The organism is Pseudomonas sp. KH_046_2 (assembly GCF_057838985.1).
Genome location: NZ_CM174480.1, coordinates 6248831 through 6273898, shown reverse-complemented (window position 1 = coordinate 6273898; position 25068 = coordinate 6248831). Strand labels below are relative to the sequence as shown.

Sequence of the window (25068 nt, the reverse complement as noted above, 5' to 3'; positions counted from 1 at the left end):
GGATATCCCCTAAGTTGAAAGCCGGTGAGGCAAAAACAAGCGGCCATTGTAGCGACCAGACGCCGACTTATCCACACGAAGGTGGTTCATCGACCAAGAAGAATCACCGTTTCATACGCAAAAAAGGCGACCAGTGGTCTGTGCATAAGCTCTGTGGATAACCGGGGTTAAGGTCATTGCACAAGTGGGGGCGAAACTCGGTGGATAACCGGCCTGTGGATAAGGCGACCTTTCACACACAGGTTATCCGACACCGCAGCACAGGCTGAACACTGTTTTCCACTGTAGTTGTCATTCTCTGTACATCAGGTAAAACAAGGGCTGAATCGAGTTATCCACAGAAGGGGGCGGGCCTAGCTTTTATAAGCTTTACAAAAAAGCTTTAAATACTTTCCTTTCTTATTTTTATATCTACGTAAGGTGCAAGCGGCGAAAAACCTCTGGAGATCTATTTATAAGGAAACGCTGGTTGGAAATTGACCTGAAGGCTTGCTTTCTCTAGAATCCCCGGTCTCTTAAAACGGGGGCCATTCCGGCCCGTTGTGGACGAACCAGGTAACACGACAATGAAACGTACTTTCCAACCAAGCACTATCAAACGCGCTCGTACCCACGGTTTCCGTGCTCGCATGGCTACCAAGAACGGTCGTGCCGTCCTGTCGCGTCGTCGCGCCAAAGGTCGTGCGCGTCTGGCAGTTTGATAATCCGGCACTGGAGGTGAGTCAGGACTTCAGTCGGGAAAAGCGTCTGCTTACCCCCCGGCAATTCAAGGCAGTCTTTGACTCCCCTACCGGCAAGGTTCCGGGGAAAAATCTCCTGCTCCTTGCGCGCAACAACGATCTTGATCACCCCCGTCTCGGGTTGGTTATCGGGAAAAAGAGCGTAAAGCTCTCCGTCGAGCGCAATCGCCTCAAACGTCTGATGCGCGAATCGTTTCGCCTGAACCAGGATTCTCTGGTCGGCTGGGACATTGTTATCGTCGCGCGCAAAGGTTTGGGCGACGTAGAAAACCCCGAATTGATTCAGCATTTCGGCAAACTCTGGAAACGACTGGCTCGCAGTTCGCCGGTACCAGCAGTCAAAACCGAACCTGTAGGGGTAGACAGTCCGGATGCGTAAACTGGCACTCGTTCCGATCCAGTTTTATCGCTATGCCATTAGTCCCCTGATGGCCGATCACTGTCGTTTCTACCCCAGTTGTTCCTGCTACGCGTTAGAAGCCATCGAAAATCATGGCCTTCTTCGCGGTGGCTGGCTGACCTTTCGTCGTTTAGGTCGCTGTCATCCGTGGAATCCCGGTGGTTATGACCCGGTTCCACCTATCCCTACCTCCCGTTCTTCTTCGATGGCCGAGTAATCATGGATATCAAACGCACGATCCTGATCGTCGCCCTGGCAATCGTGTCCTACGTTATGGTTCTTAAATGGAACCAGGACTATGGCCAGGCTGCCCTGCCGACTCAGAATGTTGCCACCAATACGACTGCATCGGGCCTGCCGGATACGGCATCTGGCTCCAACGCTTCCGCCAGTGACGACATTCCACGTGCTGCAAGCGACACCAGCGCACCTGCCGAAACGCCGGTGGCTGTGAGCAAGGACCTCATCCAGATCAAAACGGATGTACTGGACCTGGCTGTCGACCCACAAGGTGGCGATGTTGCCCAGCTGACCCTGCCGCTGTATCCGCGTCGTCAGGATCACCCGGAAATTCCGTTCCAGCTGTTCGATAACGGCGGCGAACGTACTTATCTGGCGCAAAGCGGTCTGATCGGCACCAACGGTCCGGATGCAAATCCGGCCGGTCGTCCGGTTTACTCCTCGGAGAAGAAGGTTTATCAGCTGGCTGACGGTCAGGACCAATTGGTCGTGGACCTGAAGTTCAGCAAGGACGGCGTCAACTACATCAAGCGTTTCACCCTGAAACGCGGCCTGTATGACGTAACCGTTTCCTACCTGATCGACAACCAGAGCGCCCAGCCCTGGACCGGTGCGATGTTCGCCCAGTTGAAGCGCGACGCCAGCGCCGATCCTTCGTCGACCACGGCTACCGGCACCGCGACTTACCTGGGCGCCGCCCTGTGGACAAGTTCCGAGCCGTACAAGAAAGTGTCGATGAGCGACATGGACAAGGCTCAGCTGAAAGAAACCGTCAATGGCGGTTGGGTTGCCTGGTTGCAGCACTACTTCGTGACCGCATGGATTCCGGCCAAGGGCGAAAACAACGTCGTCCAGACCCGTAAAGACAGCAAAGGCAACTACATCATCGGCTACACCGGCCCATCGATGAGTGTTGCACCGGGTGCCAAGGCCGAGACCAGCGCCGTTCTGTACGCCGGTCCGAAAAGCCAGGCCGTGCTCAAAGAGTTGTCCCCAGGTCTGGAACTGACGGTCGACTACGGCATTCTGTGGTTCATCGCCCAACCGATCTTCTGGTTGCTGCAACATATCCACGCCATTGTGGGTAACTGGGGCTGGTCGATCATCTTCCTGACCATGCTGATCAAAGGGATCTTCTTCCCGCTGTCGGCTGCCAGCTACAAATCCATGGCGCGCATGCGTGCAGTGGCACCGAAACTGGCCGCGCTGAAAGAGCAACATGGCGATGACCGGCAGAAAATGTCGCAAGCCATGATGGAGCTGTACAAGAAAGAGAAGATCAATCCGCTGGGTGGTTGCTTGCCAATCCTCGTGCAGATGCCGGTTTTCCTCTCGCTGTACTGGGTTCTGCTGGAAAGCGTCGAGATGCGTCAGGCGCCGTTCATGCTGTGGATTACTGACCTGTCGATCAAGGATCCGTTCTTCATCCTGCCGATCATCATGGGTGCAACCATGTTCATCCAGCAGCAGCTGAACCCGACTCCTCCGGATCCGATGCAGGCCAAGGTGATGAAGCTGATGCCAATCATCTTCACCTTCTTCTTCCTGTGGTTCCCGGCTGGTCTGGTGCTGTACTGGGTAGTGAACAACTGCCTGTCGATCGCCCAACAGTGGTACATCACACGTAAGATCGAAGCGGCCGCTAAAGCAGCTGCCTGATTTACACTGTGGATAACCACTCAAAACGCCCCCTAGTGGGGCGTTTTGCTATCTGTCACTTTTGTCTGGATACCGGTTTATGAGCGTTCCTCGTGAAACCATCGCAGCCGTCGCCACCGCTCAAGGTCGCGGCGGTGTAGGCATCGTGCGTATTTCCGGGCCGTTGGCCAGCGTTGCGGCCAAGGCCTTCAGCGGTCGCGAGCTCAAGCCGCGATTTGCTCACTACGGTCCGTTTTTCAGTGAAAACGACGAGGTGCTGGACCAGGGCATTGCCTTGTATTTCCCCGGCCCGAACTCGTTCACAGGCGAAGATGTGCTGGAGCTGCAAGGCCATGGCGGTCCGATCGTTCTGGATATGTTGCTCAAGCGCTGCCTGGAACTGGGTTGCCGTCTCGCCCGACCGGGGGAATTCAGTGAGCGCGCCTTCCTCAACGACAAACTGGACCTCGCCCAGGCCGAAGCCATTGCCGACCTGATTGAAGCCAGTTCTGCCCAGGCTGCGCGAAACGCATTGCGCTCCCTGCAGGGGGCTTTCTCGTCACGTGTGCATAACCTCACCGAGCAATTGATCGGCCTGCGCATCTATGTCGAAGCGGCCATCGATTTTCCGGAAGAGGAAATCGACTTCCTCGCCGATGGCCACGTCCTGAGCATGCTCGACAAGGTGCGCGACGAGTTATCCACCGTCATCCGCGAAGCCGGGCAGGGCGCCTTGCTGCGTGACGGCATGACAGTGGTCATTGCCGGCCGTCCGAATGCCGGTAAATCCAGCCTGCTCAATGCCCTGGCCGGGCGTGAAGCGGCGATCGTGACCGAAATTGCCGGCACCACTCGTGACGTGCTTCGTGAACATATCCACATCGATGGCATGCCGCTGCACGTCGTGGATACCGCCGGCCTGCGCGATACCGATGATCATGTGGAAAAAATCGGCGTCGAGCGAGCCTTGAAAGCCATCGGCGAAGCGGATCGGGTATTGCTGGTGGTCGATGCCACGGCGCCGGAAGCCCTCGATCCTTTCGCGCTGTGGCCGGAGTTTCTCGAAATCCGTCCCGATCCCGCGAAAGTTACCCTGATCCGCAACAAGGCCGACCTTACTGGTGAAGCCATTGCCCTGGAGGTCAGCCAGGACGGCCATGTCACCATCAGCCTGAGCGCCAAGTCTGGTGGTGTCGGGCTGGAGCTGCTGCGTGATCACCTCAAGGCCTGCATGGGCTATGAACAAACGTCCGAAAGCAGCTTCAGCGCTCGCCGGCGACACCTTGAGGCGCTGCGTCATGCCAGTGCTGCCCTCGAGCATGGCCGTGCCCAATTGACCCTGGCCGGTGCTGGCGAGTTATTGGCCGAGGATCTGCGCCAGGCTCAGCAGTCGCTGGGTGAAATCACCGGTGCTTTCAGCTCTGACGATCTGCTGGGGCGAATTTTCTCCAGCTTCTGTATCGGTAAGTAGCCTTCCTGTTATTCACAGACAGGCCATTCGTGCCTGTCTGCTCCCTCCCTTTCTGAAAAAAACTTCCAGTGCCGAGCGGACTTCGTCTGCTTGAGCGCAATTCCTGTACCCGAATTTCGAGCAAACGGCATTTTTCTGTGGATTAAGCCCTGTGAATAACCGCGGCTAAGGTCAGTTGATAACAAGGCTCGAAAACTGAACATAACCGTCTCTGTGGATAACCACCCCTTTCATCCACAGGCTTACACCGGTTATCCAAGGGCCTCATTGGCACATGAACACAGGGTTTTGAATCTCTGTACACATTGAAAACAAAGGGCCGTATCAATCTATCCACAGAAAGGCAGGTGCATAGAAATAAACATAAAAACAAAGATTTAATAAATTTCTTTCTTTTTAATTTCTATAACTCCGACTTTTCCACAGCTGGTTAAATTTTGTGCAAAGGGTTCTTTAGGAAGGGCGAAGTCCCTATACTTGTCGACCAGGTCCAAAAACCTGAGCTCAAACTATTCCTGAATTACCTACTTAAGCAGGCACGAGGTGCGTGGTGGATTTCCCTTCCCGTTTTGAAGTGATCGTCATCGGCGGCGGTCATGCCGGTACCGAGGCAGCACTGGCCTCAGCACGTATGGGGGTTAAAACCCTGTTGCTGACGCATAACGTGGAAACCCTCGGTGCCATGAGTTGCAACCCGGCCATCGGCGGGATCGGCAAAAGCCACCTGGTCAAGGAAATCGATGCCCTCGGCGGCGCGATGGCCATGGCTACCGATAAAGGCGGTATCCAGTTTCGTGTGTTGAACAGCCGCAAAGGCCCGGCCGTGCGAGCAACCCGCGCGCAGGCAGACCGGGTTCTGTACAAGGCCGCTGTCCGCGAAATCCTGGAGAACCAGCCGAACCTGTGGATATTTCAACAAGCCGCTGACGATTTGATCGTCGAGCAGGAACAAGTCCGTGGTGTTGTCACGCAAATGGGTCTGCGTTTCCTCGCCGATTCCGTGGTGTTGACCACCGGCACGTTCCTCGGTGGACTTATCCACATCGGTTTGCAGAATTTTTCCGGCGGTCGCGCCGGTGATCCGCCATCGATCGCGCTGGCTCACCGTCTGCGTGAACTGCCATTGCGTGTGGGTCGTTTGAAAACCGGTACTCCGCCGCGTATCGACGGCCGGTCTGTGGATTTCTCTGTGATGTCCGAACAACCGGGTGATACGCCGATCCCGGTGATGTCGTTCATGGGTTCCAAAGAGCAGCATCCGAAGCAAGTCAGCTGCTGGATTACCCACACCAACGCCCGCACCCACGAAATCATTGCCGCGAACCTCGACCGTTCGCCGATGTATTCCGCTGCCGGTGAGATCGAAGGGATCGGCCCGCGTTATTGCCCGTCGATCGAAGATAAGATCCACCGCTTTGCCGACAAGGAAAGCCATCAGGTGTTTATCGAACCGGAAGGTTTGACCACCCATGAGCTGTATCCGAACGGGATATCCACAAGCTTGCCGTTCGACGTGCAATTGCAGATCGTGCAATCGATCCGCGGCATGGAAAACGCCCACATCGTGCGTCCGGGCTACGCGATCGAGTACGACTACTTCGATCCGCGCGATCTCAAATACAGCCTGGAAACCAAAGTCATCGGCGGTCTGTTCTTTGCCGGGCAAATCAACGGCACAACCGGTTACGAAGAAGCCGGTGCCCAAGGTTTGCTTGCCGGGACCAACGCTGCACTGCGTGCGCAAGGCAAAGACGCCTGGTGCCCGCGTCGCGACGAAGCCTACATCGGCGTGTTGGTCGACGACCTGATTACCCTCGGTACCCAAGAGCCGTACCGGATGTTTACCTCCCGTGCCGAGTACCGTTTGATCCTGCGCGAAGACAACGCCGACCTGCGCTTGACCGAAAAAGGTCGCGAACTGGGCCTGGTGGATGACGTGCGTTGGGCCGCTTTCTGCAAAAAACGCGAAAGCATCGAACTGGAAGAGCAGCGTCTGAAAAGCACTTGGGTACGCCCGGGCACCGAACAGGGCGATGCCATTGCCGAAAAATTCGGCACGCCACTGACCCACGAATACAACCTGCTCAATCTCTTGAGCCGTCCGGAAATCGACTACGCTGGTCTGATCGCCGTGACCGGTGGGGGCGCAGAAGATCCACAGGTTGCCGAGCAGGTCGAAATCAAGACCAAGTACGCCGGCTACATCGATCGTCAACAGGATGAAATCGCCCGCCTGCGCGCCAGCGAAGACACCAAATTGCCTGTGGATATCGATTACACGAATATTTCCGGTCTCTCCAAGGAGATCCAGAGCAAGCTCGGCGCGACCCGTCCCGAAACCCTGGGCCAGGCTTCACGCATTCCGGGCGTTACGCCGGCAGCCATTTCGCTGTTGATGATTCATTTGAAAAAACGCGGCGCGGGCCGTCAGTTGGAGCAAAGCGCTTGAGTTCGTTGGTCACTTCGCAACACGCAGAAGAGTTATCCACAGGTGCTCGCCAGCTCGGTGTCACGCTGACAGAAACCCAGCACGCACAGCTGCTGGGTTACCTGGCCCTGTTGATCAAATGGAACAAGGCTTACAACCTCACCGCCGTGCGTGATCCGGACGAAATGGTTTCCCGTCACTTGCTCGATAGCCTGAGCGTGATGTCGTTCATCGAAAACGGTCGCTGGCTCGACGTCGGCAGTGGCGGCGGCATGCCTGGCATTCCGCTGGCGATCCTGTTTCCCGAGTCCCAGGTGACCTGCCTGGACAGCAACGGCAAGAAAACCCGCTTCCTGACCCAGGTCAAACTCGAACTCAAACTGGATAACCTGCAAGTTATCCACAGTCGCGTCGAAGCGTTCCAACCTGCCCAGCCGTTCAACGGGATCATTTCCCGGGCGTTCAGCAGCATGGAAAACTTCAGCAACTGGACTCGCCACCTCGGCGATAGAGAAACACGCTGGCTGGCAATGAAGGGCGTTCATCCGGCCGATGAGCTGGTAGCATTGCCGGCAGACTTCCACCTCGATAGCGAACACGCCCTGGCCGTACCTGGTTGCCAAGGCCAACGCCATCTGCTGATACTGCGCCGCACGGCATGATTGGGAACACAAGCAAGAATGGCTAAGGTATTCGCGATTGCGAACCAAAAGGGTGGCGTGGGCAAAACCACCACCTGCATCAACCTCGCAGCATCCCTGGTCGCGACCAAGCGCCGGGTGCTGTTGATCGATCTTGATCCACAGGGCAACGCCACCATGGGTAGCGGTGTGGATAAACATGGCCTGGAAAACTCGGTCTACGACCTTTTGATCGGCGAATGTGATTTGGCCCAGGCCATGCACTTCTCCGAACACGGTGGTTACCAGCTGTTGCCGGCCAACCGCGACCTCACCGCGGCCGAAGTGGTTCTGCTGGAAATGCAGATGAAGGAAAGTCGTCTGCGCAGCGCGCTGGCGCCGATCCGGGAAAACTACGATTACATCCTGATCGACTGCCCGCCGTCGCTGTCGATGCTGACCTTGAACGCACTGGTTGCCGCCGACGGGGTCATTATCCCCATGCAGTGCGAGTACTTCGCACTCGAAGGCTTGAGCGACCTTGTGGATAACATCAAGCGTATCTCTGAACTGTTGAACCCGAACCTCAAGGTCGAAGGCCTGCTGCGTACGATGTACGACCCGCGTCTGAGCCTGATGAACGATGTCTCGGCGCAGCTCAAGGAACACTTCGGCGAGCAGCTCTACGACACCGTCATTCCGCGTAATATCCGTCTGGCCGAAGCGCCAAGCTACGGCATGCCGGCGCTGGCGTACGACAAAGCGTCGCGAGGCGCCGTTGCCTATCTGGCATTGGCGGGCGAAATGGTTCGTCGTCAACGCAAAAACTCACGCATCGCCGCTGCTCAGGCAACTTAAGGAATCCCCATGGCCGTCAAGAAACGAGGTCTCGGACGTGGACTGGATGCTCTGTTGAGTGGTCCGACTGTCAGCTTGCTTGAAGAACAAGCGACGCAAGCCGATCAGCGCGAGCTGCAACACCTGCCCCTGGATCTGCTCCAGCGTGGCAAGTACCAGCCGCGTCGTGACATGGATCCGCAGGCCCTCGAAGAGCTGGCACAATCGATCAAGGCCCAGGGCGTCATGCAGCCCATCGTGGTTCGCCCGATCGGCAGCGGCCGTTTCGAGATCATTGCCGGCGAACGTCGCTGGCGCGCCAGCCAGCAAGCCGGGCAGGAAACGATCCCGGCGATGGTGCGCGATGTACCCGATGAAACCGCGATCGCCATCGCGCTGATCGAGAACATCCAGCGCGAAGACCTGAATCCGATTGAAGAAGCAGTCGCCCTGCAGCGTTTGCAGCAGGAGTTCCAGCTGACCCAGCAACAGGTGGCCGAAGCTGTGGGCAAGTCCCGGGTGACCGTGGCTAACCTGTTGCGCCTGATTTCCTTGCCGGAAGTCATCAAGACCATGTTGTCCCACGGCGACCTGGAAATGGGTCATGCCCGTGCTTTGCTCGGTTTGCCGGAAATTCAACAGGTTGAAGGGGCGCGACATGTTGTCGCACGCGGGCTGACCGTGCGCCAAACCGAGGCACTGGTTCGCCAGTGGTTGAGTGGTAAACCGGAGCCTGTTGAAGCGGCAAAACCAGACCCGGATATCGCCCGTCTCGAACAGCGCCTGGCCGAGCGCCTAGGCTCTGCGGTGCAGATCCGCCACGGTAAGAAGGGTAAAGGGCAGTTGGTGATTGGCTACAACTCACTGGATGAGCTTCAAGGCGTACTTGCACATATCCGCTGAAACATTTCCTCATGTAGCGCGCAGTCGGAAATCACTACCTGACAGTTGAATAGGGGCAGAACCGCCCCTATACTCTGCGCGCATTTTGTCGGCACAAATTATGCCAAGTTATTGAATTTCGGCAGCCGACCATTGGAGAGTAAAAGTGATGGAAACCCGCACGCCAAACCGCCTGCCCTTCCATCGCCTGGCAGTTTTTCCGGTGTTAATGGCTCAATTTGTCGTGTTGCTGATCGCCGCTTTGGCGCTCTGGTACCGATATGGAGTCGTTGCCGGGTACTCGGGACTCTGTGGAGGCCTGATAGCCTTGCTACCCAATGTTTATTTCGCTCACAGGGCATTTCGGTTTTCCGGCGCCCGAGCAGCCCAGTCCATCGTCCGGTCTTTTTATGCCGGCGAGGCAGGCAAACTGATTTTGACGGCAGTGCTGTTTGCACTGGTGTTTGCAGGTGTGAAGCCACTGGCGCCGATTGCAGTATTCGGTGCCTTCGTGCTGACTCAGTCGGTCAGCTGGTTCGCTCCCCTGCTGATGAGAACAAGACTTTCGAGACCTTAGGGCGTTTGAGGCAACCATGGCAGAAACAACCGCTTCGGGCTATATCCAGCACCACTTGCAGAACCTGACCTTCGGTCAGCTCCCAAACGGCGGCTGGGGCTTTGCCCACACCGCAGCAGAAGCCAAGGAAATGGGCTTCTGGGCTTTCCACGTCGATACCCTCGGCTGGTCGGTCGCATTGGGTCTGATTTTCGTTCTCCTTTTCCGCATGGCGGCGAAGAAGGCGACTACCGGTGTACCTGGTGCTTTGCAGAACTTCGTTGAAGTATTGGTCGAATTCGTCGATGGCAGCGTGAAAGACAGCTTCCATGGTCGTAGCCCGGTGGTTGCACCACTGGCACTGACCATCTTCGTCTGGGTGTTCATGATGAACGCCGTCGACCTGGTACCGGTCGACTGGATTCCTCAGCTGGCCATCCTGATCTCCGGCGATGCACACATCCCGTTCCGTGCCGTGTCGACCACCGACCCGAACGCGACTCTGGCCATGGCCTTCTCGGTGTTCGCGCTGATCATTTTCTACAGCATCAAGATCAAGGGCCTCGGCGGCTTCATCGGTGAGCTGACCCTGCACCCGTTCGGCAGCAAGAACATCTTCCTTCAGGCGCTGCTGATCCCGGTGAACTTCCTGCTGGAATTCGTGACCCTGATCGCCAAGCCGATCTCCCTGGCTCTGCGTCTGTTCGGCAACATGTACGCCGGCGAGCTGGTCTTCATTCTGATTGCTGTGATGTTCGGCAGCGGTCTGCTCTGGCTTAGTGGCCTGGGCGTTGTTCTGCAGTGGGCGTGGGCTGTGTTCCACATCCTGATCATCACCCTGCAGGCGTTCATCTTCATGATGTTGACCATCGTTTACCTGTCGATGGCGCACGAAGAAAACCATTAAGACCAGTCTCGACTAGTCTGATGTCCTTCCCGGTAAAACGGGGAGGGGCTCCTTACGGGGCATCTGAAACGATTTGTTTTACCGCTTTAATCTAAAAAACCTAAACCATACGACGTAAAAGTCGGGAGGAAAGATGGAAACTGTAGTTGGTCTAACCGCTATCGCTGTTGCACTGTTGATCGGCCTGGGCGCACTGGGTACCGCAATTGGTTTCGGCCTGCTGGGCGGCAAGTTCCTGGAAGGCGCAGCGCGTCAGCCAGAAATGGTTCCAATGCTGCAAGTTAAAATGTTCATCGTTGCCGGTCTGCTCGACGCCGTAACCATGATCGGTGTTGGTATCGCTCTGTTCTTCACCTTTGCGAACCCGTTCGTTGGTCAAATCGCTGGCTAATTACTCGGATCTTCCGGGTAATTTGGTGTGATGGACAACGTAACTGCGAGGTGTTGGCGTGAACATTAATGCGACCCTGATTGGCCAGTCCGTTGCGTTCCTGATTTTTGTACTGTTCTGCATGAAGTTCGTATGGCCTCCGGTCATTGCGGCACTGCACGAACGTCAAAAGAAGATCGCTGATGGTCTGGACGCTGCCAGCCGTGCAGCTCGCGACCTGGAGTTGGCCCAAGAAAAAGCGGGTCACCAACTGCGCGAAGCGAAAGCTCAGGCAGCTGAAATCATCGAGCAAGCCAAGAAACGCGGTAACCAGATTGTTGAAGAGGCTGTTGAAAAAGCCCGTATCGACGCTGACCGTGTGAAGGTTCAGGCTCAGGCCGAGATCGAACAGGAACTGAACAGTGTCAAAGACGCGTTGCGTGCCCAAGTGGGCTTGCTGGCAGTCGGCGGCGCCGAGAAGATCCTGGGTGCCACAATCGATCAAAACGCGCACGCAGAGCTGGTTAACCAACTGGCTGCTGAAATCTAAGCGAGGGCGATCATGGCAGAACTGACCACGTTGGCCCGACCTTACGCTAAGGCGGCCTTCGAGCACGCTCAGGCCCACCAGCAACTGGCCAATTGGTCAGCCATGCTCGGCCTGGCTGCAGCGGTGTCGGAAGACGACACCATGCAGCGCGTGCTCAAGGCCCCGCGACTGACGAGCGCAGAAAAGGCCGCCACGTTCATTGACGTGTGCGGCGACAAGTTTGATGCCAAGGCACAGAACTTCATCCACGTCGTTGCCGAAAACGACCGTCTCCCGCTGTTGCCGGAGATTGCCGCTCTGTTCGACCTGTACAAGGCCGAACAAGAGAAGTCGGTAGACGTTGAAGTCACCAGTGCTTTCGCATTGAACCAAGAACAGCAAGACAAACTCGCCAAGGTTCTCAGTGCACGACTCAACCGGGAAGTGCGCCTGCAAGTTGCGGAGGACGCTGCCCTTATTGGTGGTGTCGTCATCCGCGCCGGCGACCTGGTTATCGATGGCTCGATTCGCGGCAAAATCGCGAAACTTGCCGAAGCATTGAAATCTTGAGTTTGAAGGGGCAGCAGAGCAATGCAGCAACTCAATCCTTCCGAAATAAGTGAAATTATCAAGGGCCGCATCGACAAGCTCGATGTGACCTCCCAAGCCCGTAACGAAGGCACTGTCGTCAGCGTATCTGACGGTATCGTGCGGATTCACGGTCTGGCCGACGTAATGTACGGCGAGATGATCGAGTTTCCGGGCGGCGTCTTCGGTATGGCCCTCAACCTGGAGCAAGACTCCGTAGGTGCCGTTGTATTGGGCGCATACCAGTCTCTGGCTGAAGGCATGAGCGCCAAGTGCACCGGCCGCATCCTGGAAGTTCCGGTTGGTAAGGAACTGCTGGGTCGCGTAGTCGACGCACTGGGTAACCCTGTTGACGGCAAAGGTCCACTGGGCAACACCGAGACCGACGCGGTCGAGAAAGTTGCTCCAGGCGTGATCTGGCGTAAGTCGGTAGACCAGCCTGTACAGACTGGCTACAAGGCTGTCGATGCCATGATCCCTGTCGGCCGTGGCCAGCGTGAGCTGATCATCGGTGACCGTCAGATCGGTAAAACCGCTCTGGCGATCGACGCGATCATCAACCAGAAGAACAGCGGCATTTTCTGCGTCTACGTAGCAATCGGTCAGAAACAATCGACCATCGCCAACGTGGTTCGCAAGCTGGAAGAAAACGGCGCCCTGGCCAACACGATCATCGTGGCTGCCAGTGCTTCGGAATCTCCTGCGCTGCAATTCCTGGCACCGTACTCCGGTTGCACCATGGGTGAATTCTTCCGCGACCGCGGTGAAGACGCGCTGATCGTTTATGACGATCTGTCCAAGCAAGCAGTGGCTTACCGCCAGATTTCCCTGCTGCTGCGCCGTCCACCAGGCCGTGAAGCTTACCCAGGCGACGTGTTCTATCTCCACTCCCGTCTGCTGGAGCGCGCATCCCGCGTTTCGGAAGAGTACGTAGAGAAGTTCACCAACGGCGCAGTGACCGGTAAAACCGGTTCCCTGACCGCACTGCCGATCATCGAAACCCAGGCTGGCGACGTTTCCGCGTTCGTTCCGACCAACGTGATTTCCATCACCGACGGTCAGATCTTCCTGGAATCCGCCATGTTCAACTCGGGCATCCGCCCTGCAGTGAACGCCGGTGTTTCGGTATCCCGTGTGGGTGGTGCCGCTCAGACCAAGATCATCAAGAAGCTCTCCGGTGGTATCCGTACCGCTCTGGCTCAGTACCGTGAACTGGCGGCATTCGCCCAGTTCGCTTCTGACCTGGACGAAGCGACCCGTAAGCAACTTGAGCATGGTCAGCGCGTTACCGAGCTGATGAAGCAGAAGCAATACGCACCAATGTCGATCGCTGACATGGCGCTGTCGCTGTATGCCGCTGAGCGTGGGTTCCTGACTGACGTTGAAATCGCCAAGATCGGCAGCTTCGAGCAAGCGCTGATTGCTTTCTTCAACCGCGATCACGCCGATTTGATGGCGAAGATCAACGTGAAAGGTGACTTCAATGACGAAATCGACGCTGGCATGAAAGCCGGTATCGAGAAGTTCAAGGCCACCCAAACCTGGTAAGCCGCAGCGGGAGCCGCAAGGCTCCCGCTTGCTAACCTGATAGGTGTTACATGGCAGGCGCAAAAGAGATTCGCAGTAAGATTGCGAGCATCAAAAGCACGCAAAAGATTACCAGCGCCATGGAAAAAGTGGCGGTCAGCAAAATGCGCAAGGCACAAATGCGCATGGCTGCTAGCCGTCCTTATGCGGAGCGTATCCGCCAGGTAATTGGGCATCTGGCCAACGCCAACCCGGAATACCGCCACCCGTTCATGATCGACCGCGAAATCAAGCGTGTTGGTTATGTCGTTGTGAGCAGTGACCGTGGTCTGTGCGGCGGCTTGAACACCAACCTGTTCAAGGCCCTGGTCAAGGACATGGCGGTAAACCGCGAAAACGGCGTCGAGATCGATCTGTGTGTCGTTGGTAGCAAGGGTGCGGCCTTTTTCCGCAACTTCGGCGGTAACGTCGTTGCAGCTATCAGCCACCTGGGTGAAGAGCCGTCGATCAATGATCTGATCGGCAGCGTCAAGGTGATGCTGGATGCCTACCTGGACGGCCGTATTGACCGCCTGTCCGTGGTGTCCAACAAGTTCATCAACACCATGACGCAACAGCCTACCGTGGAGCAGTTGATTCCACTGGTGGCAACCCCGGATCAAGACCTCAAGCACCACTGGGACTATCTCTACGAACCGGATGCCAAGGAGCTGCTGGACGGCTTGATGGTCCGTTACGTGGAGTCGCAGGTCTACCAGGCGGTGGTCGAGAACAACGCGGCTGAACAAGCTGCGCGGATGATCGCGATGAAGAACGCTACCGACAACGCCGGTGATTTGATCAGCGATTTGCAGCTGGTCTACAACAAGGCGCGTCAGGCTGCGATCACCCAAGAGATCTCGGAAATCGTCGGCGGCGCTGCCGCGGTTTAACGGTTCAAATATTCAGAGGATCCAGCTATGAGTAGCGGACGTATCGTTCAAATCATCGGCGCCGTTATCGACGTGGAATTTCCACGCGACAGCGTACCGAGCATCTACAACGCGCTGACAGTTCAAAGCGCGGCCGGGACCACCCTGGAAGTTCAGCAGCAGCTGGGCGACGGCGTGGTTCGTACCATTGCGATGGGTTCCACCGAAGGCTTGAAGCGCGGTCTGGACGTTGTCGACTCTGGCGCAGCCATCTCCGTACCGGTCGGTAAAGCGACTCTGGGCCGGATCATGGACGTTCTGGGCAACCCGATCGACGAAGCAGGTCCAATCGCTACTGAAGAGCGTTGGGGCATTCACCGTCCAGCGCCTTCGTTCGCTGAACAAGCAGGCGGCAACGACCTGCTGGAAACCGGCATCAAGGTTATCGACCTGGTTTGCCCGTTCGCCAAAGGCGGTAAAGTCGGTCTATTCGGTGGTGCCGGTGTAGGCAAGACCGTAAACATGATGGAACTGATCCGTAACATCGCCATCGAGCACAGCGGTTATTCCGTGTTCGCCGGTGTGGGTGAGCGTACTCGTGAGGGTAACGACTTCTACCACGAGATGAAGGACTCCAACGTTCTGGACAAAGTGGCACTGGTTTACGGTCAGATGAACGAGCCGCCGGGAAACCGTCTGCGCGTAGCACTGACTGGCCTGACCATGGCCGAGAAGTTCCGTGACGAAGGTAACGACGTTCTGCTGTTCGTCGACAACATCTACCGTTACACCCTGGCCGGTACTGAAGTATCCGCACTGCTGGGCCGTATGCCTTCGGCAGTAGGTTACCAGCCGACCCTGGCTGAAGAGATGGGCGTTCTGCAAGAACGTATCACTTCGACCAAGGAAGGTTCGATCACTTCGATCCAAGCGGTATACGTACCTGCGGATGACTTGACCGACCCGTCGCCAGCGACCACCTTCGCCCACTTGGACGCTACCGTCGTTCTGTCCCGTGACATCGCTTCCCTGGGTATCTACCCAGCGGTCGATCCACTCGACTCGACTTCGCGCCAGCTGGACCCGAACGTAATCGGCCAGGACCACTACGACACCGCTCGCGGCGTTCAGTACGTTCTGCAGCGTTACAAAGAACTGAAGGACATCATTGCGATCCTGGGTATGGACGAGCTGTCGGAAGCCGACAAGCAGTTGGTAAACCGTGCTCGTAAGATCCAGCGCTTCTTGTCGCAGCCGTTCTTCGTGGCTGAAGTCTTCACCGGTGCATCGGGTAAATACGTTTCCCTGAAAGACACCATTGCTGGCTTCAAAGGCATCCTCAACGGTGACTACGACCACCTGCCAGAACAAGCGTTCTACATGGTTGGCGGCATCGAAGAAGCGATCGAAAAAGCCAAGAAACTGTAATCCCGGCGCCCGGCAACGGGCGCTAATTTAGGTTGAGGCAATCAGATGGCTATGACAGTCCATTGCGATATCGTCAGCGCGGAAGGAGAAATCTTTTCCGGTCTGGTCGAGATGGTGATTGCGCACGGTGCACTGGGTGATCTTGGTATCGCTCTGGGTCACGCGCCGCTGATCACTAATCTGAAGCCAGGTCCGATCCGCCTGGTCAAGCAGGGCGGCGAAGAGGAGGTGTATTACATCTCCGGTGGTTTCCTCGAGGTTCAGCCGAACATGGTCAAGGTTCTTGCCGACACCGTGCAACGTGCTGCCGACCTGGATGAAGCCTCCGCTCAGGAAGCCGTCAAGGCTGCCGAGAAGGCCCTGCATGAGCGGGGCGCAGAATTCGATTACGGTTCTGCTGCCGCACGTCTGGCCGAGGCTGCAGCTCAGCTGCGCACCGTCCAGCAGATCCGCAAGAAGTTCGGCCACTAAGGCAGCACTTGTTGTGTGATTGATTAAAAAGGGTAGCCTCGGCTACCCTTTTTTCTTTTCCGATTTTTACAACCTGGTCGCAGCCGCTGACCACCCAGGATTGGTAGCCAGTCATGTCTCTTGAAATCGTTATTCTTGCTGCTGGCCAAGGCACGCGCATGCGTTCCGCGTTGCCGAAAGTCTTGCACCCGATTGCCGGCAACTCCATGCTCGGCCATGTTATCCACAGCGCCCGGCAACTTGATCCACAGCGCATCCACGTCGTGATCGGTCACGGTGCCGATGCCGTTCGCGAACGCCTGGCGGCGGATGACCTGAATTTCGTCCTGCAGGATAAACAGTTGGGTACCGGTCACGCCGTTGCTCAGGCAGTACCGTTCATTCAGTCCGACACCGTACTGGTGCTCTATGGTGATGTGCCGTTGATCGAGGTCGACACCCTGCAGCGCCTGCTCAAGCTTGTCGTGCCAGGGCAAATGGGTCTGCTCACCGTCGAGTTGGACGACGCGACCGGTTACGGCCGAATTGTTCGCGGCACTGATGGCAAGGTCTCTGCCATCGTCGAGCACAAGGACGCCACGGAAGCTCAACGAGCCATCAACGAAGGCAACACCGGTATTCTTGCAGTCCCGGCGGATCGCCTGGCTGACTGGACCGGTCGCCTGTCAAACAACAACGTTCAGGGTGAGTATTATCTGACCGACGTGATCGAAATGGCGGTCAAGGATGGTCTGGTGGTGGCCACTGAACAACCGCACGACGCGATGGAAGTGCAGGGCGCAAACGACCGCAAGCAACTTTCCGAGCTTGAGCGTCACTTTCAATTACGCGCTGGTCGCCGCTTGATGGCCCAAGGCGTAACACTGCGCGACCCGGCGCGTTTCGATGTGCGCGGTGAAGTCACCATAGGCCGCGACGTGCTGATCGATATCAACGTCATCCTCGAAGGCAAAGTCGTCATCGAAGACGACGTGGTGATCGGCCCGAACTGCGTGATCAAGGACAGCACCCTGCGCAAAGGTGTGGTCATCAAAGCCAATAGCCATATCGAAGGTGCCGTTCTGGGTGAAGGCAGCGATGCCGGCCCGTTTGCACGTCTGCGTCCAGGTACCGTGCTGGAAGCCCGTGCGCATGTGGGTAACTTCGTCGAACTGAAAAACGCTCACATGGGTGAAGGCGCCAAGGCCGGTCACCTGGCTTATCTGGGCGATGCCGAAGTGGGCGCGCGCACCAACATCGGTGCTGGCACCATCACCTGCAACTACGACGGCGCCAACAAGTGGAAAACCGTGCTGGGTGAAGACGTGTTCATCGGTTCCAACAACTCGTTGGTAGCGCCTGTGGATATCCTGGACGGTGCGACCACGGCGGCCGGCTCGACCATCACCTCGACTGTGGATAAATCCCAGTTGGCTATCGGGCGTGCTCGTCAGAAGAACATCGATGGCTGGAAGCGGCCGGAAAAGATCAAGAAGGGCTGAGTTATCCACAACTCCCTTGTAGGAGCGAGCTTGCTCGCGATGAATTCGAGAGCGGCGCATTTTTCCAGAAAGAATGCATCATCGCTCACGCCCATCGCGAGCAAGTTATCCACAGCTCTTTTTATCGCATGGCGCTTGACGAAGTTTCGCTGATAGGTTTTGATTGCTTCCGTTATCTTTCGAAACGAAACTTACCAGCTCATGTCGAAGCGCAACACACCTCAGCGTCGTCACAACATCCTCGCCTTGCTCAATGAGCAGGGCGAAGTCAGTGTGGATGAGTTGGCCAAGCGCTTCGAAACGTCGGAAGTTACGATTCGCAAGGATCTGGCGGCGCTTGAAAGCAATGGCCTGTTGCTGCGTCGTTACGGCGGGGCGATCACCATGCCTCAGGAACTGGTCGCGGACCTTGGTCAACCGGTTTCCAAGTACAAGCAAGCCATCGCCCGTGCCGCCGTCGCGCGGATTCGCGAGCATGCGCGGATCATTATCGACAGTGGCAGTACCACCGCCTCCATGATCCCGGAACTCGGACAGCAACCCGGCCTGGTGGTGATGACCAACTCGCTGCATGTCGCCAATGCCCTGAGCGAACTTGAGCACGAATCGGTGCTGTTGATGACCGGTGGTACCTGGGACCCGCATTCCGAGTCCTTTCAGGGGCAGGTTGCCGAGCAGGTACTACGCTCCTACGACTTCGACCAGCTGTTTATCGGCGCCGATGGCATCGATCTGGTTCGCGGTACAACCACCTTCAACGAACTGCTCGGGCTGAGCCGGGTCATGGCCGAAGTCGCCCGCGAAGTGGTCGTGATGGTGGAGGCCGACAAGATTGGCCGCAAGATTCCCAACCTGGAGCTGCCCTGGAGCAGTGTCCATACCCTTATTACCGATGAACGCCTGCCGCTAGAGGCTCGCGATCAGATTCAGGCCCGCGGCATCACTTTGATTTGCGCGGCTGTCAGTCAGGAGAAATAGCATGTGTGGAATTGTCGGCGCAGTCGCAGAACGTAACATCACCGCCATCCTGGTCGAAGGCCTGAAGCGCCTGGAATACCGTGGGTATGACAGCGCTGGCGTAGCGGTCTACACCAACGACGAAAAACTCGAGCGCGTGCGTCGCCCGGGCAAGGTCAGTGAGCTGGAACAAGCACTGGCTGCCGAGCCTCTGGTCGGGCGCCTGGGTATTGCCCACACCCGCTGGGCTACTCACGGTGCGCCGTGCGAGCGTAATGCCCACCCGCATTTCTCCGGCGATCTGGCGGTGGTGCATAACGGCATTATCGAAAACCACGAAGTCCTGCGTGAACAACTCAAGGCCCTGGGTTATGTGTTCACCTCGGACACCGACACCGAAGTCATCGCTCACCTGCTGAACCACAAACTCAAGGATCTGAACGACCTGACCGTGGCCCTCAAGGCAACTGTCAAAGAACTGCACGGCGCTTATGGCCTGGCAGTGATCAGCATGCAGCAGCCTGATCGCCTGGTCGCAGCCCGCAGCGGCAGCCCGCTGGTGATCGGCCTGGGCCTGGGGGAAAATTTCCTGGCGTCCGACCAGTTGGCCCTGCGTCAGGTCACCGACCGCTTCATGTACCTGGAAGAAGGCGATATCGCCGAAATCCGCCGCGACAGCGTGCAGATCTGGGACGTCAACGGCCAGGCTGTCGAGCGCGAAGCCGTGCAGTATCGCGACGGCGCCGAAGCCGCTGAAAAGGGCGAGTACCGCCACTTCATGCTCAAGGAAATCCACGAGCAACCGTCCGTGGTGCAGCGCACCCTGGAAGGTCGCCTGAGCCAGAACCAGGTGCTGGTACAGGCATTCGGCCCACAGGCTGCCGAGCTGTTCGCCAAAGTGCGTAACGTACAGATCGTCGCGTGCGGCACCAGCTACCACGCCGGCATGGTCGCGCGTTACTGGCTTGAAGAGCTGGCCGGCATTCCTTGCCAGGTCGAAGTCGCCAGCGAATTCCGCTACCGCAAGGTAGTGGTGCAGCCGGACACCTTGTTCGTGAGCATTTCCCAGTCCGGCGAAACCGCCGACACCCTGGCCGCGCTGCGCAACGCCAAGGAACTGGGCTTCCTGGCCAGCCTCGCGATCTGCAACGTCGGCATCAGCTCGCTGGTGCGTGAGTCCGATCTGACCCTGTTGACCCAGGCCGGTCGCGAAATCGGTGTGGCATCGACCAAAGCCTTCACCACGCAATTGGTTGGCCTGTTGTTGCTGACGCTTTCCCTGGGCCAGGTTCGTGGCACCTTGGCCAAAGGCGTCGAAGCGACGCTGGTCGAAGAACTGCGTCGTTTGCCGACCCGTCTGGGCGAAGCGCTGGCCATGGACACCACCGTGGAAAAAATCTCCGAGCTGTTCGCCGAGAAACACCATACGCTGTTCCTCGGCCGTGGCGCGCAGTTCCCGGTGGCGATGGAAGGGGCACTCAAGCTCAAGGAAATCTCCTACATCCACGCCGAAGCCTATCCGGCCGGCGAGCTGAAACACGGCCCGTTGGCGCTTGTGGATAACGATATGCCAGTGGTGACCGTGGCGCCGAACAACGAGCTGCTGGAGAAGTTGAAGTCCAACCTCCAGGAAGTCCGCGCCCGCGGTGGCCAGTTGATCGTCTTCGCTGACGAGAAGGCCGGCATGACCAACGGTGAAGGCACCCACGTGGTGCACATGCCGCACATCCACGACATCCTGTCGCCGATTCTCTACACCATCCCGCTGCAACTGCTGTCGTATTACGTTGCCGTACTCAAAGGCACCGATGTTGACCAGCCGCGCAACCTGGCGAAGTCGGTCACTGTGGAATAAGTTATCCACAGATGAAAAACCCCCTTGGTTTTGAAAAATAAAGATTGACACAAAACAATAAAGATTGACACAAGCCAACATAGATTGACACAAGGCCTAAACCCCCGTATTTACGGGGGGTTTACTTTTCCGGGTCGATCCTTCGGTCTGGATTCATCGCTTCGATTTTCAGCTGTAGTAGCCTAGGAATGCCTTCGAGATGGTCGCTATGCCGAACATCTTTTCCTACAACTATTTCCGGCGTGAAATGAAGCGGTTCGCACGGACTGAGGAGGCGGGGGGTTGCGAGGTCGCAGGTTTGCATCACAGCAGGACATTGAACGGCATATTGCAAATGGATTTGGCGCAGGCGCTGGAGCGAGCTACGTGCCCTGGCTACGGGTGCAGGATGTTCCGTCAAGGGGGCGTTCACACAAGATCCAAGGAGTGAAGGTTGATCGGATACACCACCTTCTGTCAGATCTTGAGCGATCTTACTACCTTGTTTGCGAATTTTCTGAAGATGTCGTGGATATCCGTGAGCAATATCCATTATTACCTCAGGAGCATGCGCAAGCTATTGCCGCTTCGATAGGTGTCCGTTATCCAAAGTACCCTGGTACCACATTGCCGTGTGTAATGACGACAGACTTTCTCTTGACCGTTCGGGAGTCGAATGGAAGTTTTAAGTCTGTTGCTAGAACGGTTAAGTATCAAAAGGATTTGGAAGGTAAAGGGGTAAAGCGAACGCTTGAAAAATTTGAAATTGAAAGGCGTTTTTGGAAAAGCCAAGGAGTTGATTGGAGCATAGTTACTGAAGAGTTCTTTACTCAGGATTTAATAAAAAATCTGGGTATGCTCAGAAAGTACTCGCAGCTACCTAGAGACTTAATGAAATCATCCCTGCATGTTGATTTTATCGATTGTTTGGAGAGTGTCAGGGCCTATCCATGGACTTTGGCTGAGTGTCTGCGAAAAATTGCTTCTCGGTTATCTATATCCTACGCCGATGCCAGAGGAATATTTTTTTATCTTGTCTGGAGTAAAGTGGTTAAGGTTGATTTGTTGAATGCTCCTCTCTTACTGACTGCCGCTCTACCGGAATTTGCAGTTCTTCAAACGGCCGGCCAGGCATTCTTGAAGGAGAATATGTGTTGGCGCTGATTGAAAACTGACCCACCCTGCCGATTGAAAATTGACCCAGGGCGGATTGCTGTTTTTTGTCCCAGCAATTGTGAATAAGCTTAGCAGCAGTGTTCCGGTTGAACGGTCATCAAGCCCCACCGCATAAAGGCATGCGGCAGGGTGTTTATGGTGCAGATCAAAACGGTTCATCGTCCTCGATACCATCTTCGTCCTTGCGCTTTCGTTCACGTGATTTGATCTTTGTCTGCGCGGCCAGAGTGCTGTGTTGCAGGCGGTAGGACTCGTTGCCCGTTTCGACGATGTGACAATGGTGTGTCAACCGATCCAGCAACGCTGTGGTCATCTTGGCGTCGCCGAACACACTCGACCATTCCGAGAAGCTGAGGTTGGTCGTGATCACAATGCTGGTGTGCTCGTATAGCTTGGACAGCAGGTGAAATAACAGCGCGCCGCCGCTCTGGCTGAAGGGCAAATACCCCAGTTCATCGAGTATCACCAGGTCTGTCCGAAGCAGCCCTTGAGCGATTCGGCCACTCTTGCCGTCGTACTTTTCACGCTCCAGCAGATTGACCAGATCCACTGTGGAAAAGAAGCGCACGCGTTTGTTATGGGTCGTGATTCCGGACACGGCCAGGGCGCTGGCCAAATGTGTTTTGCCGGTTCCGGGCCCGCCGATGAACACGACATTCTGCGCGGTCTCTGTGAACTCCAAGCTGGACAGATCTTTGACCAGACGGGCATCTGCGCTGGAAGCGCCGAAGTCGAAGCCTGCCAAGTCACGATGCATGGGCAGTTTGGCCATGTTCATCTGGTGGTTCACTGAGCGTACGGCGCGATCTGCTTGTTCTTGTTGGAGCAGATGTTCGAGCAGCCACTTCGACGACGTCGTCGAGGCTTCGCCTTGAGAAGCCAGTTCTTCCCAAGCGCTGGCCATGCCATGCAGACGCAGCTCTTTGAGTTCCGCCATTAGGTCACGCATTGCGATTCTCCTCATCGGTTGTACGGAGCCGGTCGTAGCGCGCCGTATTGGCGACAGGCGCTACCTTGAGTTGCAGGTTGGTTTCTACGGAAGGAGGTGGTGCAGTGGAGGTCAGTCGAGCTAGAACATTCAGGATGTGATCGGCGCTCAAGCTTCCCGACTCAAGCACCAGTTCTACCGCCACGAGCACCGGGTCGAGACCGGCGATGGGCACAGCAGCCAGTACCTGCGTCATGATTCGATCACCGTTGCTGTGACGTCTCAGGCCCCGCTTGAGAAGCTGCAACGGCTTAGGCAGATCGGCAAACGGCGCGCCATTGCGCAGCGCACCGGGTTTGCGTTCGATGAGTGGGATGTAATGCTGCCAGTCAAAACTGACCTGATCTCGATCAAACAGACGCTCGTGGCTGGCGATCATAGTTTCATCGGCGATGACCACGATCCGAGAAGGATACAGACGGCTGCTGACCCACTGGCCGACGCGCTCGCAAGGCACCGAATATCGATTTCGCGCCACGCTGATCAGGCAGGTGCTGGAGACCCGCACGGTGCGCTCGACGTAGCCATCAAAAGCCGTCGGCATCGGCATCATTTCGACCCGCTCTAGCTCCAAGACCTCTGCCACCGTCAGCCCGTTGTACTGCGGATGCACCAGCTCGCTCCAGAGTGCACGACAGCGTTGGCCGAGCCAGGCATTCAATTCTTCGAAGGTGTGAAACATGCAGTCTTGAGCGTCGAGCCAGATGCGTCGTCTGCTGTCTTGCACGTTCTTTTCAACGATGCCTTTTTCCCAGCCCGAGGCGACATTGCAGAAGTCCGGATCGAACAGGTAGTGCGCGCACATCACGGAAAACCGAGCATTGACCGTGCGGCCTTTGCCCTTGTTAACCTTGTCGACAGCCGTTTTCATGTTGTCGTAGATGCCTCGACGTGGCACCCCACCTAACGCACCGAACGAGCGCGTATGGGCATCGAACAGCATCTCGTGGCCTTGGCTGGGATACGCAACCAACCAGAACGCGCGACTGGCGCACAGCTTCATGTGGGAGACCTGGATGCGTCGGAACAGGCCGCCGATCAGCAGACCTTCTTCGCTCCAGTCAAATTGAAAAGCCTCACCGAGTGCAAACGTCAGCGGCACAAAGGCACGTAACGATTTGCCTTGCTCACCGCGCCACGAGCGGATGAAGGCTGTGAGCTGGCTGTAGCCGCCGTCATAACCCTGGGCTTTGATCTGCTCAAAGAGTGCTTTGGCGCTCCTGCGGTTGTGCTTTGCCCGAAACGAATCAGCCTTCAGCGCCTGCTCCAGCGTCTCGTGGAATGGGCTGAGTTTGTTGAAGGTTACGCACCGCTGGTACGCCGGCTGAGTGGCTTCGGGTGCTCTGACCCATTTTCGGATGGTGTTTCTCGACAGCCCGGTACGCTTGGCGATCTGGTGCAGCGACAGCTTGTCGCGAAAGTACATCCTCCGAATTTTCCCCAACATTTCCATGCTGATCACCCTGTGTTCTCCTGCTCGGAAAGTGAGCAGAAGTAGTTGAACACCTGGGTCAGTTTTCAGTCGGCAGAACAGCCTTTACTGGGTCAGTTTTCGGTCAGCGGCAACAGGCGGAACTGACTGACGAGATTTTCGATGTGTTGTATGAGCACACCCAAGGCGTCACAGATTTTCTCGTCAAACTGTTGGTGTTGAGTCAGCGTTATGCCGTTCAAAGTGGCTCGGAGTGTTTGACTGCCGAGATAATTGCGAAGGTGAGCAACTCGAAGATGCAGATCCTGAAGCCAGCACTGTCAGCACTGCGCAGCCGAGATCCAAAGCGGATGCGGCAGTTCGACGACCTGCTGCCGATCGAAGAGCAGCTGAACGACATGATGGCGTTCGATGGACTGGTTCGAGCAGACCGTCTTGCCCTGCTTCGGAGTGTCGTGTCGCGTGAACATCAGACAAATCTGACTCCAGCGGTCTCCGCGGGTAAACCTCAGGCACCTGCTGCTGTTGCTGTAGAGTCCTCTGAGGCTAAAGCGCTGGCTGAACACGATTCCCCACTTGTAGCGTTAAGGGCCGCAGGTTGGATAAATAACGACCTGTTTGAGTTTTCACCGACGTATCGCAAAAAGTGAGTCGGAG

General features: G+C 56.6%; 24 protein-coding genes and 1 pseudogene. 23 read left to right on the top strand and 2 right to left on the bottom strand.

Translation table 11 applies throughout. The features are described 5' to 3' along the window. Positions 1 to 566 precede the first annotated feature (566 nt). The 22 genes from rpmH (at position 567) to AC3IX1_RS28580 (ending at position 21979) form a co-directional block, all read left to right on the top strand. Positions 567 to 701, top strand: coding sequence for a 50S ribosomal protein L34 (gene rpmH, locus AC3IX1_RS28685; protein WP_003213577.1), 135 nt, complete (start codon positions 567 to 569; stop codon positions 699 to 701). Positions 702 to 717: 16 nt separating this feature from the next. Further along, positions 718 to 1119, top strand: a complete 402-nt coding sequence (gene rnpA, locus AC3IX1_RS28680) for a ribonuclease P protein component (RefSeq protein ID WP_223455496.1) — start codon at positions 718 to 720, stop codon at positions 1117 to 1119. Then, entirely contained in the window at positions 1112 to 1357 is a 246-nt protein-coding gene (gene yidD, locus AC3IX1_RS28675) for a membrane protein insertion efficiency factor YidD (protein ID WP_010565858.1), read from the top strand. Before rnpA ends, yidD begins: the two co-directional genes overlap by 8 nt. 2 nt (positions 1358 to 1359) lie before the next feature. Next, a complete protein-coding gene (gene yidC, locus AC3IX1_RS28670; RefSeq protein ID WP_489386645.1) occupies positions 1360 to 3039 on the top strand; it encodes a membrane protein insertase YidC in 1680 nt (559 codons plus the stop codon). Positions 3040 to 3118: 79 nt separating this feature from the next. After that, positions 3119 to 4489, top strand: a complete 1371-nt coding sequence (gene mnmE / locus AC3IX1_RS28665) for a tRNA uridine-5-carboxymethylaminomethyl(34) synthesis GTPase MnmE (protein ID WP_489279036.1) — start codon at positions 3119 to 3121, stop codon at positions 4487 to 4489. Between the two features lie 550 nt (positions 4490 to 5039). Continuing rightward, positions 5040 to 6938 (top strand): tRNA uridine-5-carboxymethylaminomethyl(34) synthesis enzyme MnmG, encoded by a 1899-nt coding sequence (gene mnmG, locus AC3IX1_RS28660; protein ID WP_223443616.1) that lies wholly within the window; start codon positions 5040 to 5042, stop codon positions 6936 to 6938. Then, a complete protein-coding gene (rsmG, locus tag AC3IX1_RS28655; protein WP_489386644.1) occupies positions 6935 to 7579 on the top strand; it encodes a 16S rRNA (guanine(527)-N(7))-methyltransferase RsmG in 645 nt (214 codons plus the stop codon). The genes mnmG and rsmG overlap by 4 nt, the downstream gene beginning before the upstream one ends. An 18-nt stretch (positions 7580 to 7597) precedes the next feature. Beyond that, on the top strand, positions 7598 to 8395 hold the full coding sequence (locus AC3IX1_RS28650; protein ID WP_046038783.1) for a ParA family protein: 798 nt from the start codon (positions 7598 to 7600) through the stop codon (positions 8393 to 8395). A 9-nt stretch (positions 8396 to 8404) separates the two neighbouring features. Next, positions 8405 to 9277 (top strand): ParB/RepB/Spo0J family partition protein, encoded by an 873-nt coding sequence (locus AC3IX1_RS28645; protein ID WP_150753779.1) that lies wholly within the window; start codon positions 8405 to 8407, stop codon positions 9275 to 9277. Between the two features lie 148 nt (positions 9278 to 9425). Continuing rightward, positions 9426 to 9833: a F0F1 ATP synthase subunit I gene (locus AC3IX1_RS28640; RefSeq protein ID WP_008045685.1), complete on the top strand. Its 408-nt coding sequence runs from the start codon at positions 9426 to 9428 to the stop codon at positions 9831 to 9833. A 16-nt stretch (positions 9834 to 9849) separates the two neighbouring features. Continuing rightward, positions 9850 to 10719 (top strand): F0F1 ATP synthase subunit A, encoded by an 870-nt coding sequence (atpB, locus tag AC3IX1_RS28635; protein ID WP_489353899.1) that lies wholly within the window; start codon positions 9850 to 9852, stop codon positions 10717 to 10719. Positions 10720 to 10852: 133 nt separating this feature from the next. Then, positions 10853 to 11110: a F0F1 ATP synthase subunit C gene (gene atpE, locus AC3IX1_RS28630; RefSeq protein ID WP_003097235.1), complete on the top strand. Its 258-nt coding sequence runs from the start codon at positions 10853 to 10855 to the stop codon at positions 11108 to 11110. 58 nt (positions 11111 to 11168) lie between these two features. After that, positions 11169 to 11639: a F0F1 ATP synthase subunit B gene (locus AC3IX1_RS28625; protein WP_102700983.1), complete on the top strand. Its 471-nt coding sequence runs from the start codon at positions 11169 to 11171 to the stop codon at positions 11637 to 11639. 12 nt (positions 11640 to 11651) lie between these two features. Then, positions 11652 to 12188, top strand: a complete 537-nt coding sequence (locus tag AC3IX1_RS28620; protein WP_008045680.1) for a F0F1 ATP synthase subunit delta — start codon at positions 11652 to 11654, stop codon at positions 12186 to 12188. Between the two features lie 21 nt (positions 12189 to 12209). Then, positions 12210 to 13754 (top strand): F0F1 ATP synthase subunit alpha, encoded by a 1545-nt coding sequence (gene atpA, locus AC3IX1_RS28615; protein ID WP_030132553.1) that lies wholly within the window; start codon positions 12210 to 12212, stop codon positions 13752 to 13754. Positions 13755 to 13804: 50 nt separating this feature from the next. Next, complete coding sequence (gene atpG, locus AC3IX1_RS28610) at positions 13805 to 14665, top strand: F0F1 ATP synthase subunit gamma (protein ID WP_008045673.1); 861 nt, start codon at positions 13805 to 13807, stop codon at positions 14663 to 14665. Positions 14666 to 14692: 27 nt separating this feature from the next. After that, a complete protein-coding gene (atpD, locus tag AC3IX1_RS28605; RefSeq protein WP_008045671.1) occupies positions 14693 to 16072 on the top strand; it encodes a F0F1 ATP synthase subunit beta in 1380 nt (459 codons plus the stop codon). 45 nt (positions 16073 to 16117) lie between these two features. After that, positions 16118 to 16543 carry a F0F1 ATP synthase subunit epsilon gene (locus tag AC3IX1_RS28600; RefSeq protein ID WP_007969909.1) on the top strand — a complete coding sequence of 142 codons (426 nt, stop codon included), beginning with the start codon at positions 16118 to 16120 and terminating at the stop codon, positions 16541 to 16543. A 113-nt stretch (positions 16544 to 16656) separates the two neighbouring features. Next, a complete protein-coding gene (gene glmU / locus AC3IX1_RS28595) occupies positions 16657 to 18024 on the top strand; it encodes a bifunctional UDP-N-acetylglucosamine diphosphorylase/glucosamine-1-phosphate N-acetyltransferase GlmU (protein ID WP_489386643.1) in 1368 nt (455 codons plus the stop codon). 201 nt (positions 18025 to 18225) lie between these two features. Next, positions 18226 to 19002 carry a DeoR family transcriptional regulator gene (locus tag AC3IX1_RS28590; RefSeq protein ID WP_489386642.1) on the top strand — a complete coding sequence of 259 codons (777 nt, stop codon included), beginning with the start codon at positions 18226 to 18228 and terminating at the stop codon, positions 19000 to 19002. A 1-nt stretch (position 19003) separates the two neighbouring features. Beyond that, complete coding sequence (glmS, locus tag AC3IX1_RS28585) at positions 19004 to 20836, top strand: glutamine--fructose-6-phosphate transaminase (isomerizing) (protein ID WP_489386641.1); 1833 nt, start codon at positions 19004 to 19006, stop codon at positions 20834 to 20836. A gap of 282 nt (positions 20837 to 21118) precedes the next feature. Continuing rightward, complete coding sequence (locus tag AC3IX1_RS28580) at positions 21119 to 21979, top strand: TnsA endonuclease N-terminal domain-containing protein (protein WP_489386640.1); 861 nt, start codon at positions 21119 to 21121, stop codon at positions 21977 to 21979. A gap of 157 nt (positions 21980 to 22136) precedes the next feature. Here the strand turns inward: AC3IX1_RS28580 and istB are convergent, their stop codons facing one another. Both istB and istA read right to left on the bottom strand, forming a co-directional pair. Beyond that, on the bottom strand, positions 22137 to 22940 hold the full coding sequence (gene istB / locus AC3IX1_RS28575; RefSeq protein WP_489385302.1) for an IS21-like element helper ATPase IstB: 804 nt from the start codon (positions 22938 to 22940) through the stop codon (positions 22137 to 22139). Beyond that, the gene (gene istA / locus AC3IX1_RS28570) at positions 22933 to 24432 is read right to left on the bottom strand and encodes an IS21 family transposase (RefSeq protein WP_178925292.1); all 1500 of its coding nucleotides are present in this window, start codon (positions 24430 to 24432) and stop codon (positions 22933 to 22935) included. Before istA ends, istB begins: the two co-directional genes overlap by 8 nt. A 107-nt stretch (positions 24433 to 24539) precedes the next feature. Here istA and AC3IX1_RS28565 point away from each other — a divergent pair. Further along, positions 24540 to 25061 (top strand): annotated as a pseudogene (locus tag AC3IX1_RS28565) (ATP-binding protein); the annotation flags it as partial. Positions 25062 to 25068: the final 7 nt, after the last annotated feature.

Coding starts and splice junctions, on each gene's coding strand:
- AC3IX1_RS28620 (WP_008045680.1), top strand. CDS start 11,652: ATGGCAGAACTGACCACGTTGGCCCGACCTTACGCTAAGGCGGCCTTC.
- atpB (WP_489353899.1), top strand. CDS start 9,850: ATGGCAGAAACAACCGCTTCGGGCTATATCCAGCACCACTTGCAGAAC.
- glmS (WP_489386641.1), top strand. CDS start 19,004: ATGTGTGGAATTGTCGGCGCAGTCGCAGAACGTAACATCACCGCCATC.
- atpG (WP_008045673.1), top strand. CDS start 13,805: ATGGCAGGCGCAAAAGAGATTCGCAGTAAGATTGCGAGCATCAAAAGC.
- atpE (WP_003097235.1), top strand. CDS start 10,853: ATGGAAACTGTAGTTGGTCTAACCGCTATCGCTGTTGCACTGTTGATC.
- AC3IX1_RS28590 (WP_489386642.1), top strand. CDS start 18,226: ATGTCGAAGCGCAACACACCTCAGCGTCGTCACAACATCCTCGCCTTG.
- AC3IX1_RS28650 (WP_046038783.1), top strand. CDS start 7,598: ATGGCTAAGGTATTCGCGATTGCGAACCAAAAGGGTGGCGTGGGCAAA.
- istA (WP_178925292.1), bottom strand. CDS start 24,432: ATGGAAATGTTGGGGAAAATTCGGAGGATGTACTTTCGCGACAAGCTG.
- glmU (WP_489386643.1), top strand. CDS start 16,657: ATGTCTCTTGAAATCGTTATTCTTGCTGCTGGCCAAGGCACGCGCATG.
- yidC (WP_489386645.1), top strand. CDS start 1,360: ATGGATATCAAACGCACGATCCTGATCGTCGCCCTGGCAATCGTGTCC.
- AC3IX1_RS28645 (WP_150753779.1), top strand. CDS start 8,405: ATGGCCGTCAAGAAACGAGGTCTCGGACGTGGACTGGATGCTCTGTTG.
- AC3IX1_RS28640 (WP_008045685.1), top strand. CDS start 9,426: ATGGAAACCCGCACGCCAAACCGCCTGCCCTTCCATCGCCTGGCAGTT.
- mnmE (WP_489279036.1), top strand. CDS start 3,119: ATGAGCGTTCCTCGTGAAACCATCGCAGCCGTCGCCACCGCTCAAGGT.
- atpD (WP_008045671.1), top strand. CDS start 14,693: ATGAGTAGCGGACGTATCGTTCAAATCATCGGCGCCGTTATCGACGTG.
- atpA (WP_030132553.1), top strand. CDS start 12,210: ATGCAGCAACTCAATCCTTCCGAAATAAGTGAAATTATCAAGGGCCGC.
- yidD (WP_010565858.1), top strand. CDS start 1,112: ATGCGTAAACTGGCACTCGTTCCGATCCAGTTTTATCGCTATGCCATT.
- AC3IX1_RS28600 (WP_007969909.1), top strand. CDS start 16,118: ATGGCTATGACAGTCCATTGCGATATCGTCAGCGCGGAAGGAGAAATC.
- istB (WP_489385302.1), bottom strand. CDS start 22,940: ATGCGTGACCTAATGGCGGAACTCAAAGAGCTGCGTCTGCATGGCATG.
- rpmH (WP_003213577.1), top strand. CDS start 567: ATGAAACGTACTTTCCAACCAAGCACTATCAAACGCGCTCGTACCCAC.